This is a genomic window from Candidatus Protochlamydia amoebophila UWE25, from assembly GCF_000011565.2.
In the GTDB taxonomy this organism is placed as follows: Bacteria; Chlamydiota; Chlamydiia; order Chlamydiales; family Parachlamydiaceae; genus Protochlamydia; species Protochlamydia amoebophila.
The window spans coordinates 869,010-888,821 of the sequence record NC_005861.2 but is presented as its reverse complement, the minus strand read 5'-3'; the positions used below and the strand labels follow the sequence as shown (position 1 = coordinate 888,821).

General features: G+C 34.2%; 18 protein-coding genes and 1 tRNA gene. 9 read left to right on the top strand and 10 right to left on the bottom strand.

Features of this window, described 5'->3' with window-relative positions:
* Positions 1-67 precede the first annotated feature (67 nt).
* The 6 genes from PC_RS03425 (at position 68) to PC_RS11690 (ending at position 7,744) form a co-directional block, all read left to right on the top strand.
* Complete coding sequence (locus PC_RS03425; RefSeq protein WP_011175263.1) at positions 68-1,411, top strand: tetratricopeptide repeat protein; 1,344 nt, start codon at positions 68-70, stop codon at positions 1,409-1,411.
* Positions 1,412-2,316: 905 nt separating this feature from the next.
* Positions 2,317-3,555 carry an SEL1-like repeat protein gene (locus tag PC_RS03420; RefSeq protein ID WP_011175261.1) on the top strand — a complete coding sequence of 413 codons (1,239 nt, stop codon included), beginning with the start codon at positions 2,317-2,319 and terminating at the stop codon, positions 3,553-3,555.
* 428 nt (positions 3,556-3,983) lie between these two features.
* Positions 3,984-5,123 carry a tetratricopeptide repeat protein gene (locus PC_RS03415; RefSeq protein ID WP_011175260.1) on the top strand — a complete coding sequence of 380 codons (1,140 nt, stop codon included), beginning with the start codon at positions 3,984-3,986 and terminating at the stop codon, positions 5,121-5,123.
* A gap of 746 nt (positions 5,124-5,869) precedes the next feature.
* Positions 5,870-6,799, top strand: coding sequence for a tetratricopeptide repeat protein (locus tag PC_RS03410; RefSeq protein ID WP_011175259.1), 930 nt, complete (start codon positions 5,870-5,872; stop codon positions 6,797-6,799).
* Positions 6,800-7,087: 288 nt separating this feature from the next.
* Positions 7,088-7,564 (top strand): tetratricopeptide repeat protein, encoded by a 477-nt coding sequence (locus PC_RS11070; protein ID WP_011175258.1) that lies wholly within the window; start codon positions 7,088-7,090, stop codon positions 7,562-7,564.
* Between the two features lie 45 nt (positions 7,565-7,609).
* Positions 7,610-7,744, top strand: coding sequence for an SEL1-like repeat protein (locus tag PC_RS11690; RefSeq protein WP_232086052.1), 135 nt, complete (start codon positions 7,610-7,612; stop codon positions 7,742-7,744).
* A gap of 40 nt (positions 7,745-7,784) precedes the next feature.
* On the opposite strand, the gene PC_RS03400 is transcribed toward PC_RS11690, so the two are convergent.
* From PC_RS03400 to PC_RS03365, 8 genes are all read right to left on the bottom strand, one after another.
* Complete coding sequence (locus tag PC_RS03400; protein WP_011175257.1) at positions 7,785-8,873, bottom strand: glycosyltransferase family 9 protein; 1,089 nt, start codon at positions 8,871-8,873, stop codon at positions 7,785-7,787.
* Positions 8,870-9,766, bottom strand: a complete 897-nt coding sequence (locus PC_RS03395) for an RluA family pseudouridine synthase (protein WP_011175256.1) — start codon at positions 9,764-9,766, stop codon at positions 8,870-8,872. Before PC_RS03395 ends, PC_RS03400 begins: the two co-directional genes overlap by 4 nt.
* A 19-nt stretch (positions 9,767-9,785) precedes the next feature.
* Positions 9,786-10,826 carry a phenylalanine--tRNA ligase subunit alpha gene (gene pheS, locus PC_RS03390; RefSeq protein WP_011175255.1) on the bottom strand — a complete coding sequence of 347 codons (1,041 nt, stop codon included), beginning with the start codon at positions 10,824-10,826 and terminating at the stop codon, positions 9,786-9,788.
* Between the two features lie 142 nt (positions 10,827-10,968).
* Positions 10,969-11,325: a 50S ribosomal protein L20 gene (rplT, locus tag PC_RS03385; RefSeq protein WP_011175254.1), complete on the bottom strand. Its 357-nt coding sequence runs from the start codon at positions 11,323-11,325 to the stop codon at positions 10,969-10,971.
* 169 nt (positions 11,326-11,494) lie between these two features.
* Positions 11,495-11,689: a 50S ribosomal protein L35 gene (gene rpmI / locus PC_RS03380; RefSeq protein ID WP_011175253.1), complete on the bottom strand. Its 195-nt coding sequence runs from the start codon at positions 11,687-11,689 to the stop codon at positions 11,495-11,497.
* A gap of 50 nt (positions 11,690-11,739) precedes the next feature.
* Positions 11,740-12,294, bottom strand: a complete 555-nt coding sequence (gene infC, locus PC_RS03375; protein WP_011175252.1) for a translation initiation factor IF-3 — start codon at positions 12,292-12,294, stop codon at positions 11,740-11,742.
* Position 12,295: 1 nt separating this feature from the next.
* Positions 12,296-14,059, bottom strand: a complete 1,764-nt coding sequence (locus PC_RS10300; RefSeq protein WP_079890397.1) for a His/Gly/Thr/Pro-type tRNA ligase C-terminal domain-containing protein — start codon at positions 14,057-14,059, stop codon at positions 12,296-12,298.
* Between the two features lie 19 nt (positions 14,060-14,078).
* A tRNA-Val gene (locus PC_RS03365) sits at positions 14,079-14,152 on the bottom strand.
* Positions 14,153-14,544: 392 nt separating this feature from the next.
* Between PC_RS03365 and PC_RS03360 the strand changes: the two genes are divergently transcribed.
* The 3 genes from PC_RS03360 to PC_RS03350 are packed head-to-tail and all read left to right on the top strand — an operon-like array spanning position 14,545 to position 16,938.
* Positions 14,545-14,955, top strand: coding sequence for a hypothetical protein (locus tag PC_RS03360; RefSeq protein WP_011175250.1), 411 nt, complete (start codon positions 14,545-14,547; stop codon positions 14,953-14,955).
* A gap of 11 nt (positions 14,956-14,966) precedes the next feature.
* Positions 14,967-16,370 carry a hypothetical protein gene (locus PC_RS03355; RefSeq protein WP_181679041.1) on the top strand — a complete coding sequence of 468 codons (1,404 nt, stop codon included), beginning with the start codon at positions 14,967-14,969 and terminating at the stop codon, positions 16,368-16,370.
* Between the two features lie 34 nt (positions 16,371-16,404).
* Entirely contained in the window at positions 16,405-16,938 is a 534-nt protein-coding gene (locus PC_RS03350) for a hypothetical protein (RefSeq protein ID WP_011175248.1), read from the top strand.
* A 436-nt stretch (positions 16,939-17,374) separates the two neighbouring features.
* On the opposite strand, the gene uvrC is transcribed toward PC_RS03350, so the two are convergent.
* Together uvrC and PC_RS03340 are read right to left on the bottom strand one after the other, a co-directional pair.
* On the bottom strand, positions 17,375-19,207 hold the full coding sequence (gene uvrC, locus PC_RS03345; protein WP_011175247.1) for an excinuclease ABC subunit UvrC: 1,833 nt from the start codon (positions 19,205-19,207) through the stop codon (positions 17,375-17,377).
* 11 nt (positions 19,208-19,218) lie between these two features.
* The gene (locus PC_RS03340; protein ID WP_044044865.1) at positions 19,219-19,602 is read right to left on the bottom strand and encodes a hypothetical protein; all 384 of its coding nucleotides are present in this window, start codon (positions 19,600-19,602) and stop codon (positions 19,219-19,221) included.
* Positions 19,603-19,812: the final 210 nt, after the last annotated feature.

Genomic DNA, 19,812 nt, shown 5'->3' with positions numbered 1-19,812 from the left:
CTCAACAAAATAGCTAAACTATTATAAAATTATTATTTATTTTTTAATGAATTAAAAAAGGAATTATATGCGATCAAAATTTATAGATGGCGATATTCCTAGCAGCTACTCTGCTCTTTCTTCCAGTCCGGATCTAAAATTAAGCCAAAGTACGATAAACAATGGTAAAACATATATCCTTTTAGGAAGCTTTGAAAAAACATACCCTTTAATGCGTAGAATTGGAATTGGAATATATGCAGCTTTTAAGACTTTATGTACGTTAGGCTTAGGGCTTTTTTCTGAAAGTGTTCGAGAAGATTGGAAGTCTTTTTGGAGCGGTAAAAAAAGTAAAATTATTTACTCCTCTTCTCCCTCATTTTTACCAATTAAACTTTTGGCAGACCAAGGCGATGCAAAAGCTCAATGCGAGCTTGGACTCATGTATAAAAATGGTCAAGTTGTCGCACAATCAGATGCAGAAGCTTTTAAATATTTTAAACTTGCTGCTGATCAAGGTGATGTAAAGGCTCAATACAACCTTGGATGCATGTATATCAATGGGCGGGGCGTTGTGCATTCAGAGCAAGAGGCTATTAAATATTTTAAATTCGCTGCTGATCAAGGCCATGCAGATGCTCAATTCATTATTGGAATTAGATATAAAAAGGGTCGAGGTGTCTCCCAATCGAATCAAGAAGCTACTAAATATTTTCAGCTTGCTGCCAAACAAGGCCATGCAGAAGCGCAGCTTGAGCTCAAGCTCATTATAGAAAGCCATGATATTGCACAAACGAATCAAGAAACTTTTAAATATTTTAAACTCGCTGCCGATCAAGGCGATGTAAATGCTCAATCCAAACTTGGAACTATGTATAAAAAGGGGTTAGGAGTTGAGCAATCCAATCAAGAAGCTATTAAATATTTTAAACTCGCTGCCGATCAAGGCGATGTAAATGCTCAATATAATCTTGCATTCATGTATGCAAAAGGAAAACGGGTTCCACAATCTCACCAAGAAGCTATTAAATATTTTGAACTCATAGCTGACCAAGGTGAGGCAATTGCTCAATGTGCTCTTGGATTTATGTATTTCCAGGGAAAAGGTATTACACAATCCCATCAAGAAGCCGCTAAATACTTTAAATTTGCAGCCGATCAAGGTGAGGCAGATGCTCAATGTGCTCTTGGGTTTATGTATGCCAATGGACTAGGCGTCACACAATCTGATCAAGAAGCTGCTAAATATTACAAACTCGCTGCCGATCAAGGCCATGCAGATGCTCAATACGAGCTTGGGACTATGTATAAAAAGGGGCTAGGAGTTGAACAATCCAGTCAAGAAGCTCTGAGATATTATCAACTTGCTGCTGAACAAGGGAATACTCAGGCAGCAATAAAAATTGACTCTATTATTTCTCAAAAAAACTAACTAAATTAGTTTAAAATCAAAATTTATATTTTAATAAATTAAAAAGGAAGTCATATACGATTAAAATTCATAGCCGACTTTCCTCATAAATAATCTGTTTTTTTAAGCTTTAAGGTTAGTCAAAAATAAAGCAATATTTAAGACCCATGTCTTTTTAAAAAACTTGGAAAAAAACATATTCTTTAAAGCTTAGAATTGTGTTTAGAATGCACAAAGATTTTAAAAATTTATCACTTAAAGTTTAAGATTTTGTTGGAAGTATTAGAAAAAATTGAAAGTATTATTAGAATAATAAAATATTAAAAAATATTTACAAATTCACCTCATTAATAAAGGAAAATAAATACAAATTTATTAGTTTTTAAACAACTAATTATATAAATTTTAAATCATTAAAAGATAAAATTAATAAATTAAAAAAGAGAATTAAATGTTAGTAAAATATTTATAAGAAATATTATCCTAATAAATAAGTTAATTTTTCTTTTTGTTTAGCTCCGAAGAACAAATTAAAATATATAAGGATGTAAACCATATAAGCTTAGGGAAAGTTTTGGAAAAAACACATCCTTTAATGCGTAGAATTGGGATTAATTTACCTATATTTTTAAAATTTTATTTTCTTTAAACTTCGGTACTTTTTTTCGAAAATATTCGATAAGTTTGGAATTTTTTTTTGAGAGCCGTAAAAAGCAAAAAAATATTTACTCGTTCTCTTCCGCATTTTTACCGAAAATAAATAAAATTGTTTCTAAAAATTATTTTAATAATTTATTGTTGGTGCACAAATTTTATTACCTTAATAGTAAATATTTGAATTTTATTGTAAATATTTTCCCAATTAAATTTGAAAATATTATAAAGTTAATTAAATATTATTAATAAACTAAAAAAAAGAGAATTTTATGCAATTAAAATTTATAGATGGCAACGCTCCTAGCAACTACTCTGCCCTTTCTTCTAGCATGGATTCAAAATTAAGCCAAAATAAAATAATCAATGGTAAAGCGTACATACTTTTAGGAAGCTTTGAAAAAACATATCCACTAGTGCGTAGAATTTGGATTGGAATCCGTGCATTTTGCAATTCTCTATTTTCTTTAAAAGTCGGGCTTTTTTCTGAAAGTGTTCGAGAAGATTGGAAGTCTTTTTGGAACGGTAAAAAATGTAAAATTATTTACTCTTCTTCTCCCCCATTTTTACCAACTAAAAATTTGGCAGACCAAGGCGATACAAAAGCTCAATACAAACTCGGATTGATGTATGATGAAGGCTGTGGTGTGACACAATCAAAGCAAGAGACTTTTAAATATTTTAAACTCGCTGCCGATCAAGGCCATGTAATGGCTGAATATAGCCTCGGAGCCATGTATGATGAAGGCTGTGGTGTGACACAATCAAAGCAAGAGGCTTTTAAATATTTTAAATTCGCTGCTGATCAAGGCGACGCAACGGCTCAATATAAACTTGGAGCCATGTATGATGAAGGCAGCGGTGTGACACGCTCAGAGCAAGAGGCTTTTAAATATTTTAAACTCGCTGCCGATCAAGGCCATGCAACGGCCCAATATAAACTTGGAATCATATATGGCTATGGAAGGTGTGTTACAAATTCAGAGCAAGAAGCTTTTAAATATTACAAACTCGCTGCCGATCAAGGCCATGTAATGGCTCAATATAGCCTTGGATTAACGTATGCTTATGGATGGGGCGTTAAGCAATCAAAGCAAGAGGCTTTTAAATATTTTAAACTCGCTGCTGATCAAGGCCATGCAAAGGCTCAATATCAGCTCGGAGACACGTATAAAAATGGGCGAGGTGTTAAGCGATCAAAGCAAGAGGCTATTAAATATTACAAACTTGCTGCCGATCAAGGTTATGCAGATGCTCAATATTATCTTGGAATCATATATGATAAAAAACGAGATGCTATACAATCAAAACAAGAGGCTTTTAAATATTTTAAACTCGCTGCTGATCAAGGCCATGCAGATGCTCAATACTTTGTCGGAATGATGTACCAAAAAGGAAGAGGTGTCTCTCCATCAGAAGAAGGGGCTATTAAATATTACAAACTTGCTGCCAAACAAGGCGATACAATGGCAGCAAGTAAAATTAACTCTATAATCTCTCGACAGAACTAGCTAAATTGAGGTAAGATCATCATTTATATTTTAGTAAATTAAAAAAAAGTATAGCAATAAAAATTCATAGGCGACTTTCCCTAAATAATCTGTTTTTTCTTTTCGGATCTAGATTAGGTAAATAAAACAATGTTAAAATCTATGTACTCTTAGAAGTTTTGGAAAAAGGGTATTCTTTAAAGCGCAGAATTATGATTTAAAATGCATAAAGCTTTTAAAACTTTATTTTTTTGATTTTAAACTTTTTTCTGAGCGTGTCCAAACATTGGAAGTTTTTTGAAATAATAAAAGCTTTAAAAATTATTTGCAATTTTCCATACTAATAAAAGAGAATAAACGTACATAAATATATCTGAATTTAAATATAAAATTTGATAAATAATAAATTATTAAATAGTAAAATTTAATAAATTAAAAAAGAGATTTAATTGTTAGTAAAATACATAAACGACAACGCTATTTCCAATAAATATTTTAATGCTACTTCCTGTTTGAATCTAGAATTCGAACAAAGTAAGATGTACAAAGGTAGAACATATCTACTCTTGGGAAATTTTGAAAAAACATATTCTTTAATAAGTAGATTTGAAATTGGAATAAGGGTAATTTTTAAAACTTTATTTTCTGTAGGATTTGGGCTTTTTTTTGAATCAGTTAGAGAAGATTGGAAATCTTTTTGGAATGGTAGAAAAAAACAAGTTATTTACAGCTCCTCCCCTTTTTTAGCTACAAAAATTTTAGTAAAGCAAGGAAATGCAACTACTCAATACAAGCTTGGAGTTATGTATTTAGAAGGAAAAGGTACTATCCAGTCTCATCAAAAAGCTGCGAAATATTTTCAACTCGCCGCCAATCAAAATCATGCAGCTGCTCAGAATAATCTTGGACTCCTGTATGCAAATGGATGGGGCATTGCCCAGTCTGATCAAGAAGCTGTAAAATATTACCAACTTGCTGCTAAACAAGGAAACGCTTCTGCTCAATGCAGACTCGGAGATTTATATGTACATGGACGAGGTGTTTCACAATCTTACCAAAAAAGTTTTGAATATTACCAACTTGCTGCTAAACAAGGAAACGCTTCTGCTCAATGCAAACTCGGAGCAATGTATGCAGAGGGCCTAGGTGTCCCACAATCTGATCAAGAAGCTGTGGAATATTTTCAACTCGCTGCCAATCAAAATCATGCAGCTGCTCAGTATTGCTTAGGAGTTTTTTATGCACATGGACGAGGTGTTACACAATCTGATCAAAAAGCTTTAGAATATTGCCAACTCGCTGCTAATCAAGGTATTGCAACCGCTCAGTATAGCCTTGGACTCATGTATGCACATGGCCACTGTGTCCCACAATCTGATCAAGAAGCTGTAAAATATTACCAACTCGCTGCTAATCAAAATCATACAATCGCTCAACGCAACCTCGGATTGATGTATAAAAATGGCCAAGGTGTCGCACAATCGGATCAAGAAGCGGTTAAATACTTTCAACTCGCTGCCAACCAAGGTGATTTAACTGCCCAGCATAATCTTGAGGTTATGAATGAAAATGGCCAAAACATTACATAATAAAATTTTATTTCCTTTAGAAATTTGGCTTTTTCTGAAGATGTTAGAGAGTAGATTGAGAGAAAATCTTTTTGAAACAGTAAGAAAATAAAATTATTTATACTTTCCACTCCTTTTTATCCGTTCGAATTTTAGTCGATTAAAAAGGAATTTTAGTATTATGCGTGGTACCATGCGTAAAAAGGATGCATTGTATAATGTATGTAGCGGGGCAAAATTAGCTGTAGATAATATTCACTTTACTGCTAATCGCTGGAATCATTTGGATAATTTAAAATTATATTATATGCAATCACATAACCTCATACAAAAATATGACTTATAATATAAAAAATAAAATTTGAATTTCAAAATTTTTTGTGCATTAATCCCTTAATTTTTTTACAATTAAAATGAAAACTAAGAAAATAAAATTTGTCAGTAGGCAATTAATATCATTAATTTGGCTTAAAATTTTATTTATAAAATTTAAATTTGAAGGATGATATTAATAAAATAAATTTGTTAACAAATCTAATCGAGGATAGCTTAGGATAGGGTAAGTTTGAAGCTATGTAGGTAAAGAAACGCAACTTCTCGTAATCTAATCAAAAATGTTAAAATATTTTAGTCCTTTCGATCAATGTTGCCGACCTGCCAAATTTGATTTAAAGCTCACGTTATAAAAACAAATACAGCATCGCCCAACTCGCTAAAATAATCATTAATTAATCCTATAAATTATTAATAAATTTAAAAGGACTAACATGACAGTAAAATACATAGATAGCAATGTTCTCCCCAATAAATATGCTAATTTCTCCCCCTGCTTGAATTCAGAATTAAATCAAAGCAAAGTTTACAATGGTAAAACTTATACCCTTTTAGGAAGCTTTGAAAAAACATATCCTTTAATACGTAGGATTGAAATTGGAATACGTGCAGTTTTCAAAACTCTATTTTCTTTAGGATTCGGACTTCTTTTTGAAAGTGTTAGAGAGGATTGGAAGACTTTTTGGAATGGTAAGAAAAGAAAAATCATTTATACTTTTTCCTCTTTTTTACCGGTTAAACTTTTGGCAGACCAAGGCGATGCTAAATCTCAATACCTCTTTGGATTAAGGTATATAAACGGCCAAGGTGTCGCACAATCAGATCAAGAAGCTTTTAAATATTTTCAACTTGCTGCCAATCAAAATTATGCAGATGCTCAATACAGCCTTGGTTGTATGTATGAAAACGGCCAAGGTGTCGCACAATCGGATCAAAATGCTGCGCAATGTTATCAGCTCGCCGCTAATCAAAATCATGTAAAAGCTCAATATAACCTGGGTGTCATGTATATGCATGGCCAAGGTGTCGCGCAATCGGATCAAGAAGCCGCTCGATATTATCAACTCGCTGCTAAACAAGGCCATGCAAAAGCTCAATTCAGCCTTGGATTCATATATGCACATGGAAAAGGTGTTGAGCAATCGGATCAAAAAGCTGTGAAATATTATCAACGCGCTGCTAAACAAGGAAACGCCTCTGCACAATGCAATCTCGGAGTTATGTATTCAAGCGGTCGTGGTGTCCCACAATCGGATCAAGAAGCCGCTCGATATTATCAACTCGCTGCCGATCAGGGTGATCTAATTGCTCAAAGGAACCTCAGAACTATGCGTGAAAATGGACGCCTTAATAATATAGCGTAGGAAAAGTTAGCTATAAATAATATCAATTTACTGCTTACTGCTTACTGCTTACTGCTTACTGCTTACTGCTTACTGCTAATTGCTGAGAAGATCAACCGAATAATTTAAAATTATATTTTATATGCAATCATAAATTTTATAAAAAATACGATTTATATTTCAAAAAATAGATTTTGTTAAAAATTTTATCGTTAAATCAATTTTTAATTTTTATTTTATATTTATAATAAAAAATTGTAAATAATATATATACATATATTATTAATAATAAATTAAAAAGGAAATCATATGCGATTAAAATTTATAGACGGTGATACTCCTATTAACTATTCTACTTTTTCTTCTAGCACAGATTCAAAACTCAGCCAAAGTAAAATAATTAAGGGGAAAATGTATGTGCTTTTAGGAAGCTTTGAAAAAACACATCCTTTAATACGTAGAATTGGAATTGGAATACGTGCAGTTTGCAAAATTCTATTTTCTTTAGGATTCGGGCTTTATTCGGAAAGTGTTCGAGAAGATTGGAAGTCTTTTTGGAATGGCAAAAAAAGTAAAGTTATTTACAGTTCCTCCCCAACTTTATCGATTAAACTTTTGGCAGATCGAGGCAACGCAACTGCTCAGCATAAGCTCGGATTGATGTATGAACAGGGACAAGGTGTCCCGCAGTCTGATCAAGAAGCTATTAAATATTACCAACTTGCTGCGGATCAAGGTAATGCAGACACTCGATATAACCTGGGACGTATGTATAAAAAGGGGTGAGGTGTTCCACCATCTCACAAAAAAGCTTTTGAATGTTTTAAACTCGTGGCAGACCAAGGAGATCCATTCGCTCAATATTATGTCGGGGTGATGTATAAAAAAGGGCAAGGTGTGGCTCAATCCGATCAAGAGGCCGACATATATTTTAAATTTGCTGCGGATCAAGGAATAGTAAAATAAATGAATACTAAACAACAATTTTTAATTGCGAGTTTATAGCTTAATTATGATAAACATTTGATTTAGCAAATCCGTTGTTTAACCACCACTTAGAAAAATGTTCGACTAAAGTGTTTATCGGAATATTTTTTATACAATTACCTGTAGGGCATGTACGCAAAATAGGACACCGCTTTTCAAAGACATTCCCATAAGGACATAATCCTTGAAAAGCTTCATGTAAAAGTCCTAATGGTTTGTATTTTTTAGCAGATGAAGGTCCAAAAATACTATAAGTAGGGGTCGATGTCGTGCCTGCTAAATGTAAAGCCAAGGAATCAACGGAAATCACTAAATCTATTTTAAACATTAAAGTTTGCAAAAGAGGTAATGTTAAGCGTTCTACAATTAAACTAGTCTCTGGAAATTTAGCTGTTAACTCCCCTACAATTTTTTTTTCCTGTAAAGTTCCCCAAATAAAAACAAAGCAAGCATCATACTGGCTCGATAAATACGACAGAAACTTTTCAAATGTATCTAAAGTCAGTTGTTTATTAGGCCAATTAGATCCAGGGCAAACCATGACCTTGAGTGATTTTTTTAAATAAGGTGAGTGAAGAATTTGTGCAATTTTTTGTTCTTGTTCAAAAGAAACGTTTAGTTTAACTCCTGCTTGATGGGATTCTTGTTTGTCTAAAGTTTTTTGAATTAAAAATAAATAATCTTCTCGAATATTTGCCCCCTCAGGAGGGTTGTAACGCTCTTTAGTTGCTAAAAGATTGGGCCACTCGGACACAGTTTGACGCCCAAATCCAATTTTTCGCTTTCCTTTCGCTAGTTTTGTTATCAAACCTGATTTACTATTTCCCTGTAAATCAAACACAAGTTGATAAGAAACCTGTCTAAATTCTTTGATCCATTGAGCCATTGCTTGCCACGTTCGCTTAGTCCAGAATTGCTTGCGCCACTCTTTTAGCGGAATGGAAATTGCTTGGCTTAAATCGGGATGAGACTCAATAAGTTCTACAAATGATTTTTCAACCACCCAATCAATTTGCGCGTCAGGATAGAGACGTCTCAATAACTGCAGTGCAGGAAAAGCATGGATAATATCTCCCAAAGAAGACGTTTTTACAATTAAGATTTTCAAGCTGTCTTTCCTTCAAATAGTTTTTTATACGCACCTAAAAAATCCTCTGGCAAAATCGCTTGAACAATCAACTTTTGTCTTGTTCTGGGATGGATAAAACCCATTTCTTCAGCATGTAGTAAATATCTTGGAGGATTGTAAAGACATGTGAATTTTTTTCCATACTGATAATCCCCTAAAATGGGATGTCCAAGACCTGCCAAATGAACACGAATTTGATGAGTTCTTCCTGTTTTGGGAAAGCATCTGACCAATGAAGCTTTTTTGCCTATTTCTAGACAGCTCCAATACGTAGAGGCATACAATCCTTGAAAAGAAGGAACTTCTCCCCAAATCGACTGTCCTTGATACACATGTTTTTTTCCTAAATAGTTTTCTATATGCCCTTTAGATGACGTTAATATCCCGTCAACAATGGCCCGATAACTTTTAGACACTTTCAACTGTTTAAACTGATTAACTAGAGCTTCAAAAGTAGTTTTATTCTTTGCTAAAGCTAACACTCCTGTTGTCTGTCTATCTAAACGGTGAATTAATTGAATGGATGGAAAAGAGGGTCTTAGTAGTGCAATAATTCCCTGCTCATCACAATTCATTTCAGCAGGTTTATCATAAATAAATAAATCTTCATCTTCATAAAGAATGCGAGATTGCTCTAATTGACGATTAAAAGTTTGTTGAGGATTTTTAAGGTTCAGAGAAACTCTATCCCCTGTTCCTAGAAAAGTAGAAGCAAATCGTTCTATGCGCCCATTGACTTGACAATCATTTTGCTCAATCATGCGTTTGAGTTGACGAGAAGAATAATGGGGGCTTAACTGCTTGCTTAAAAACGAGACCAGTTTACTGCCTGATTCTTCATTTGAAACCACCCAATCTAATGCATCAGGCATGCTTTGTCCTAATTGGCTTTTACAACAAAGTAAATTGTTGTAAGAATCTTAGATCATTTTCTGTGAATAAACGAATATCTTGAATCCCTCTCAACATCATAACTAAACGCTCTAGTCCCATCCCCCAAGCAAAACCTGAATAGTGCTCAGGATCGATGCCCCCATTTTTGAGAACTTCGGGATGAATCATTCCAGCACCTGCGACTTCAACCCACCCTGTGTGCTTACAAAGTTGACATCCTTTGCCTTCACAAACTAGGCAACTAATATCTACTTCAAGCCCTGGTTCCACAAAAGGAAAATAGCTCGGTCGATAACGAGTTTCAATAGTTTGCTTAAACAATTTTTTCAAAAATTCATCCATCGTCGCAAATAAATCGGCAAACGAAACATGTTGATCGATATAAACAGCTTCAACTTGATGAAAAAAGACATGTGAGCGAGCTGTAATTGTTTCATTACGATAAACTTTTCCAGGAGCAATAATACGAATGGGGGGCCTATTTAGCTCCATTGCTCGCGCTTGAATATTCGACGTATGAGTACGAAGCAAAACATGAGGAGAGATATAAAAAGTGTCTTGCATATCTCTTGCTGGATGCTCAGGAGGGAAGTTGAGAATTTCGAAATTGTAATAGTCCGTATCAATATCAGGCCCATACTGAACCGAAAAACCCATCTTAGACAGAATATGGATAATTTGATCCATCGCTTGAGTCAACGGATGTTTTCGGCCAACAAATCGCTGTCGCCCTGGCAATGTAACATCAATAGTTTCGTGAGCTAACTGAGCATTTTCTTCTTTAGCAATTAGCTGATGTTCTAATTCATCGCAATGATTAGACATGAATTCTTTCAATTCGTTGATGAATTTGCCAACCAAAGGTCGCTGATCAGGCTCAACATTTTTAAGCTCTTTCATGAGACCTTGTAAGGACCCTTTTTTGCCTAAAAATTTTATCTTAAGCTGCTCAAGTTCAAGTGTAGTTTGAACTTGTTCTAAATCATGGAGGAATTGCTGACGAATTTCATTGATCAATGGCTGCACAGAAGACCTCATCAGAAGATAAGAGAACATTTATTTAATGTCGAACGACACAACAAAGTCACTTATGAGACTTAATAGAGTTAAACAAGAGATATCATAAATAACATCAACTAAAAAGCCAAGGTTTAAGCTTGGCTTTTTAGTTTACACAATTTTAAGCTAAAGCTTCTTTTGCAAATCCTACGATCGCAGCAAAACTGCCAGGATCACGGATAGCCATATCAGCAAGAACTTTTCTATCGAGTTCGCATTGCGCTTTTTTTAGCCCATAGATGAATTTACTATAGGAAATTCCATTAATTCTGGCAGCGGCATTAAGACGCATAATCCATAAACTACGAAAATCGCGCTTCTTTTGTTTACGATGTGCATAATTGTATGCCATCGCTCGCATAACCGCACCACTCGTCAAACGCAAGTGATTTTTTCGATCTCCGACAAAACCCTTTGCTAACTTGAACAATCTCTTCTTGCGACGATGAGAAGCTACAGCATTGGTTGCTCTAACCATAGCTAGTCTCCACGTTAATCAATTTACCGTTAAACGGCTTAAACTTTATTACGAACTTAAGCTTTTGCTTAAGTCACGACTTGCTTTCCGGATGCTTTGCCTGTAAACAGACATCAATCAAAATAGATGAGCAAGTTATAGAACCTTAACAGAGTTTCCCCTATTTCATTTATAAACACATCAGACGTTTATATGTCTTGAGATGACCATCATCTACAAGTCCTGGTCGACGTAACTGACGTTTGCGCTTAGGTGTTTTACCGGTCAATTTATGGCGTCTGCCCGGACGACTAGCCTTAAGCTTGCCTGTTGCCGTCACGCGAAACTTAGAAGCAACGGCTTTGCGGGTTTTCATTTTAGGCATTGTCTTTTCTCCTAAATTGTTAAATCTCTTCAGTGAGGAAGTTATTACGTCTAGTTGGTAGTAGACTCTTCAGTCCCACCACTTGATTTGACTCCCTCTTTTTTCTTTTTTCCTCCAGGGGCTAAAACAACAAGCAGCATGCGTCCCATCATTTTCGCAGGTGATTCAGGCGTTGAAATATCTTCTAGTTCCTGACACATCTCTCGAACGATTTTCTCTCCAATCTCTGGGTGCATCATTTCTCGCCCACGAAATGTACAAGTGACTTTAACTTTGTTACCACTTGCTAAAAAGTCTCGGGCATGTCTTGTTTTTGTTTCAAGGTCATGAACATCAATATTTGGCTTAAGCTTAATTTCTTTTACCTTAATTTGATGTTGAGCCTTTTTATTTTCCTTCTCTCGTTTACTTTGGTCATAACGGAATTTTCCAAAATTCATGACTTTACAAACGGGAGGGCTGGACCCTGGAACAATTTCAACTAGGTCTAATCCGTGTTCTTCGGCCATTGCCAAGGCTTCATATAAGGGAATAATCCCTACTTGTTCACCTAAATGATCAATGACTCGAACTTTTGGAGCTCGTATTTCTCTATTAACTTTCAAGCTAATCTAGTCTCTCCTCTTCATAGTTATTATCCAACACTGTTGGACAAACACATTTTTGGCGTATTTGTTCTAAAAATTCCTCTAATCTAATTGATTCGCTTTTTCCAGGCTTTTCAACTGATCGGAAGGTTATCGCATTTCGCTTAATTTCTTGCTCTCCAATAATTAGGAGATAAGGAACTTTTTCTTTTTCCGCCAAGTGTATTTTTTCGCCTAACTTAGTCGATTTTTTAAAATCAACTCCGACTCTCAATCCTTGAGAACGACAGCGAGTTTCAATTTGCCTTGCATAAGAGAGGCTGCCCTCTCCAACTGCTAAAATTCTTACTTGTTCAGGAGCTAACCATAAAGGAAAGCTACCTTCAAAGCGTTCAATTAATAAAGCTATCAAACGATCTAGTGATTCCCATATTTGCCTTACTATAACAAATGGAATCGTTATTTCGTTTTCTTGCTTTTCAGTCTTATCTTTCTTCAAATAGTGAATAGAAATAAGAGTCAACGCCGATATAACCCATTCCCGACCAATTTCATCAGCTACTCTGAGTTCTAGTCGGGGTCCTTCTAAACAATCACTTTCGAAGTGTTCATCTTGCAAAGGATAAGATAAAGTACAAAGAGAAAGGATTTTCTCAATCCGATCAATTGCAGCCTTTTCTTGCCTAAATTTAAAACTTTTTTGTCTCGAAGTGACAAGACACCAACGGGCTTCAAAACCAAAGATTCTAATGATTTGTTCAATGAATTGCAAGGAAGAAATGAATTCTTGGTTAAGTTGTTCATCTGAAGAAAAGATCGTAGAAAAATCTCCACTCCAACCAACGGCATTGAATAATCCTTCTTTTAAAGGATGAGTTGATAGGACATATTTTTTCGCCCATTCAAAAAAATGAATAGGTAAGTCACTAGAATCTTTCTTTTTGCGTTTAAAAAGATAATGATGCTGAATCAAAGGAGATGGACTAAAAACATATTCCTCTGTTCCCATCTCAACAGTCGGTAAATAATCCACATTGAATTTAAAAAAATGAGAATTAACCACATAAGGAGTATTAACAGGTTCCCATTTCCCGATTTTAGAAAATTCTTTGGTTACCCACTCTTTTAAAAGCATCAACAAAAGGTTTCCCTTAGGATGCCAAACACATTCTAACGCCGTTAATTTCTCTGGAAAACTAAATAAATTTAAATCACTTCCTAATTGTCGATGATCTTTCTTTTTTCGATAGCTATCGTATAGCTTTAAAAATTGCTTGAGTTTTTGATTATCTGGAAAAGAAGTACCCAACAAGCGTGTCACAACCAAAGTTTCCCCTTCTCTCTCTTCCTGTCGAAAGTCCAACTCTAAGAGTTTAACCACGCCAATTTCTTCTGTCGAAGAAATAAGTGGAAAAGAGCAGAGTCCATAAAATTGTTTGAATTGTAATATTTCAACAATATTTTCCTCTTTTTCTCCTGCTAACTCAGCTAAAAAAGGTTGATCATGATGGTCAAATAAAGCCTGCGCATTTTCACGCATCATACTTAAAGCTTGGATAGGATGATTTTCTTTAATTAAAGTTTTTAAGTGAACTTCAATCAGAGAAACAAGGTTATTATCGACTTTTTGTTGGAAAATGAAATCATAATAAAACCCGTATGAAGTCTCTCCTCCCCCCATTAAGTATACTCCAGGAAAAAGCTGAGAAACAACAGAAGCCAAGAGCTCTGCCACCGAACGGCGTTGAATACGTAAAGATTTGTTTGAATGAAGAAAAGGCATAATTGATTTTAAATGAGATTGAGATATAGCTGACTCGAACAGCTGACCTCCACGATGTCAACGTGGCGCTCTAACCAACTGAGCTAATATCTCATCGAGTGAAGCGCAACTATATAGAAGTCTTTCTATTTTCAGCAACGAAAAAAATGTTTCTTTGTGAATATCAATCGAATTTATTTTATAGGTCCAAAATTATTGAGTACAGGTGAGCTCATTTAACTCATCAAAGTTTTATGGTTTATCAGATAGTAAACACCCTCAAAAATGCTAGTGTACATTTAGTTATTTCTAGAAATAAATTAAAAGTATTAAAAAAATATAAATAAATATTTATTTAAAAAATAATTAAATTAAATAAATAAATATTAATTACATTATTTTTTTATACAAATAAATTAAAATTGTTATTAAATTGCAATTGATTTTAATTAATCAAACATCTAAAATTATTAATGTTTTTATTAACTTTTAAATTAGGAGATAATATGTCCCCATCTATATGTAATGAATCTAAAAACTTTTCAGTCGTCTTCTTCGACACTGATTCTGTAAAAACTCATGCAAATGAAGTTACTGACAAAGTTGTTAATCACGCCACAACTATTGTTAAAACAAGTTTACAAACAAACGTAGATACAGCAATTGATAAATCAGCTGATGCGGTTGGATCAACTATAAAAGCCTCAGTAAAAAAACATGTTCCTTCAGTTGGAAATCTTACAGATCCATGTATTGATGGTTGTGTAGGTGCGGCTAAAAATCATGTTAAAAATTCTCTCCCTTCAGTAATAGAGTTGACAGCAGAAGTTTCAAAAGAAGTTTTAAAAAAAAGTACTGGTAAGTCAGTAGACTCTACAAAGTCTTTTTTTCACTGGCTCTTCCCTAAACAATGCTAAATTAATAAACCGTGATAAAAGAAACCTTTGCCTTTCAGGCAAAGGTTCATGATGATAAGGAGAAATTTTTCATGTATGTGACACATAATCATAATCCCTGTTTCTTGCGTATTAATGATGAGATAAAAATAGATATCAATAGCGATTGGAAAGTTCGTAATTTTTGGACAGTCAATGAAAAAAAGATTAGCTTATTTACGAAAGATGATCAGTTGAAATGCAAAACTTGTGACGCTGCTGGTAAAAAAATCACAACTGATATTTTAAAGCTGCAACCAGAAGCTGAACAAATTTCAAAAAAAAACACCATCTCTTACGTTTTTGAGTGTAAAGCCGCCTTAGAAGATGATAATACTATAAGTTTTTCGAAGCCAATTTTAACACAAACATTTGGCAAGAAAGAGATTACTTTGCTACGTAGAAAAAATGATTTTGTTTGGCAATTATTTTATAAAAACTTGAAAATAAGTATTCAGGTTCCGGTTGAGCGCATAACATGTTCTAGTCAATGCAGCATGGAAACTGTGCATAAGGTTAAAACAGTAAGAGAAGGACTAAGTTTAGAAGAACAAAGCAAATTTTTTAGTAAATTTTTTACTGTTTTTAATTGCTCAGACCATAAAAAATTAGCAAAAGAAATTGCAGTTTGGCAAATTATTGAAGAAAAAGAATTTGAATCAGTTAAAGATGCTGTAATTGTAAATACAGCTGTAGGATCCATTGTTAGTTTAGGGACTTTGCTTTTTTCTCCTAGTAACGCTGCCCTATTTAGTATATTAGCGACTATACGAGCAGCTCATAACTCTTATCGCAACTTTAGGGAATATAAGAATAGAATTAAAATTCAAAGGGATAGATATAGTGCTGAATTCACTAAGATAGAAGAACAATTAAAGAATGTGAATTTTACAGTTGAAATAGAACCTTATAACGCTCCAAGTCAGCTTGATGAACGAGTAAGGGTAAGTTCGTTTCAATGGGCTGTCACTTTGATTACTAATAATGGAATACTTGGTAATCATGCACTAATTTGCTTTGAAGGGATAACAGAAGGCAACTATTTTGCAAAACTTGGCGAATTTACTGGTTTAAGAGTACGACTTAATAGGGATGTTAAAAAAGTTGAATTTCAAACACGATCTGTAATTTGGATGAAACAAAGTGAAGAAGTCCAAAAAGTCATTGATATCATTGATGAAGAAGACAGGAATCGGGTTGTTATTCCTTATTCCTACTGCGGCGAAAGTTCTATAATGGGAGGAAATTCGAATTGTCTGGATTGGGCGCGGAAAAAATTACGTTTGTTAGATATTCAACTAGAAAAAAGTGCTTTTGAAAATCTTGCTGCCTTAGCTAAATTGTATACAAAACCACCTGAGTATTATTTTAACGAAAAAGTTGGGGTATCCCTTTAAAATTATCAAAATAAAAATTTAATGGATCAAGCACATGCATTTAGAAAATAGTTTATATCAAACAGATAAATTTGTTGAATTAGAACCAGTTATAGAACACGTTAAAGAAGGTATTACCTTCTGGGGCACTCGTTACGTTTATTTTTCCGAAAGCTCAGATAGATTCCACATTGACATTTTAGCCAGACGCGTTATTGAGCTGATGGAAAAAACGAGATTCGAATATACGGAGGAAGAAAGAAATGCAGGTAAAAAAATTGCATCTAAAATTAATCAGATTTATCAAGATAATGATAAAAGGTTATCACGAAAATGGTTCCTGACGAGATTTTTTTGCTATCTGCAAGATAATATTGGAATGCTTAGAGAAGGTGGATATGGCCCTCATTTTTATTGGAAATCTGATAATAAAACTTTTAATTACTATACAGCTTCTCAATATCAAGAAAAATTTAATCGCATGCCCGATAAAGAACAGATAGCTTCAACCACACATTATAATGCATATTATAAAGATCTTGGAACTATAGTTTTATATTTTCCTCCTGAAGACAGACAAGACACTTAGCTTAGTGAGTCTCAGACAAAATAGCTGTCTAGATAGTTAGATCAAATTTTCGCTAAGAGCTACAATTATTTTGTCTGAAATTCATGGTCTTTTTTATCTGTAGTCATAAGTAAATTTGTCTGAAATTCATAGCGTTCTTGAATCTATAAATTTAGGCGAACTATAGAGCGAGCCATAGCCAAAGCGTAAAATACTTAAATAATTTTATTGTTTCATTACACTCTAATTCTAAAAATAAATTTTATTTGTTAAAAATATTTATTTTTTTAAAGCCTAGTTAGTGAGTTATATTTTTTTAAAAAATAAAAAGTTGTTCCTACTAATCATTTAGGTAAAATTGAGATTTTTTTATGCAAATACGCCTAAAGTCAGCTAAAAAATCTATTTAAAAAGATTGGATTTAAAATAAATACGCTTACCGCGCTCTTTTAATGAATCACTCTTTTCTTCCTTGAAAGAATGTGCGGATTGCTTCAATGTTGGCGGCAGAAATTCCCTTTACTTCACGCAGTTCTGCATCAGCGGCTAATTCAATTTTTTTTAAACTTCCAAAATGTGTTAATAAAGTTTTTCTTTTGGCAGGTCCAATACCAGGGATATCGTCTAAAGCACTTTTGAGTGTTTTTTTTGATCTTCTTTTACGGTGAAAAGAAATGGCCACGCGATGCGCTTCGTCTCGAATTTTTTGGAGGAGAAATAAAATAGGAGAATTTGCCTTCAAAAGAATTGGCTCTTTTTGGTAACAGGTAAAGACTTGTTCGGCCGTCATCCCTTTATCGTGTCTACCAGCTTCTTTCGCCAGCCCAAGGAGGTCTACTCCGGTAATATTAAGTTCTTCAAACACTTTAATCGCAATGTTTAATTGCCCCTTTCCCCCATCCACGACCACTAAATCTGGCATGTCGTTTTCTTCTTTTGCCCGCTTGTAACGCCTTGTTAATACTTCATACATTGCCGCATAGTCATCAGGCTTAGAACCAATTTTTAAACGATAGGTGCGATATCTTTTACTGTCTTTAAGCCCATCGGTAAAAGCAACCATCGAAGAAACGGGTTCTGATCCAGCAATATTAGAATTATCAAAACACTCGATTCGTGTCGGATAATTGGTGAGAAATAACAACTCTTGCATTTCTAATAATGTTTTTTCACGTAATGTGGCTTCATCTTTTTGCGTTTTAAATAACGCCTCAGCGTTTTTTTGAGCAATCTCAATTAAAGCTTTTTTTTCTCCTCTTTGAGGAATTTGTAAATTAACTTTTTGCTCCCGCCTTGCCGACAAAATTTCTTCCACAGGATGTTCATCAGAAATTTTACTTGGCAATAAAATCTCTGAAGGAATTTCAGTTGCGCCTTCATAATGTTGTAGAAGAAAAGAAGTTAACAATTCGTGATCTTCTTCAATAATATTATCAAATTCAAAATGACGAGATCCTACAAGTTTTCCTCCTCTAAATATCATGAGGACCACAACCACATGCTCTCCATAACGAAATAAGCCTATCGCATCAGCATCATGTCCTAAAGGGCGATCTACATATTGACTTTCAATTGTTTTCTCAATATATCGAATGGTTCGTAAGAGATGGTTGGCTTTTTCAAATTCTAACTGTTCTGATAAAAGACGCATTTCTTCATAAAGATCTTTTAAAACATCTTTATTTTGTCCTCTTAGAAACTTAATTGTTCGATCAAGATGTTGTTGATACTCCCCTTTAGTGCATTTTTGTGTACAAGGGCCTACACAACGCTTCATTTGATAGAGTAAACAAGGACGTGTGCGCCTTGCAAATTCTTGATCAGAGCACTGTCTAAGAGGAAATAATCTATTTAACAGATCTAATGTTTGGCGAGCTGCTTGTGCACTAGTATAAGGGCCGAAATAAAGGCCATCTGGCTCCGGTGTACCTTTGTAACGCACTAAACGAACTGTGGCCCATGCATCATTTTGGCTAATTTTGAGAGCAATATAGCTTTTATCGTCTTTTAACAAAGCGTTATAGCGAGGCTTATGCTGCTTAATAAGGTTATTTTCAAGCAATAAGGCTTCTTTTTCCGATGTGACAACAATCGTTTCAATGTAGTTAATTTTAGCCACTAAGTAGGGAATCATGAGTCGCCCATCTCGACCGGGAACAAAATATTGTTTCACTCTTTGACGTAAATTCTTAGCTTTTCCGACATATAAAACTTCTCCCTCTTCATTTTTCATTAAATAAACGCCAGGCAGGGTCGGAAAGAGGTCAATTTTTTTGGGATCGTAGGACATTCAAAAAGGCCTTAAAATTGTTGTTGCCTAATTTGTTGAACGAGTTGTTGAAAACTACTTTGAAGAGAATTGAGACTTTCAGTTAATTTTTCTTGGATTTTAGCCTCATCTTCCATAGGATGAATGACTTGTTTCTGAACATTATTTACTTTTGAATTCACTCCAACAGTAAAATAGTGTTCTTTTAGAGGAGAAACATTTTCTTCTAGGTGATTGAATAAAGATTCTGCCGCAAACGCTGACACACTGTCTTTGCATGTTAACGGTTGATCAATGTCAGACGCTGACTCAGCAAAAGCTTCTCTCCCGGCTTTTTTAATGGCAGGAAGATATTCATCTTGTGCATAAGATGGAAGAGCGTTTGACCAATCTGGTGTAACAAATCCAGTATCCATTTTAACCACTTATTAAATTTTAAAAATCAAATTAACCTCTCGCTTTATCTAATGCTGTTTAATTCAGTCATAAATAGACAAACCGAGTTTGTAAACTTTGTTTTTTAGTTAGTTTTTAAAACCAACTTAATACCAATATACATCAATATTATTTTAGCATATGTATTTATTATATCAAATTAGAAAATATAAATATATATTCCCGTATAG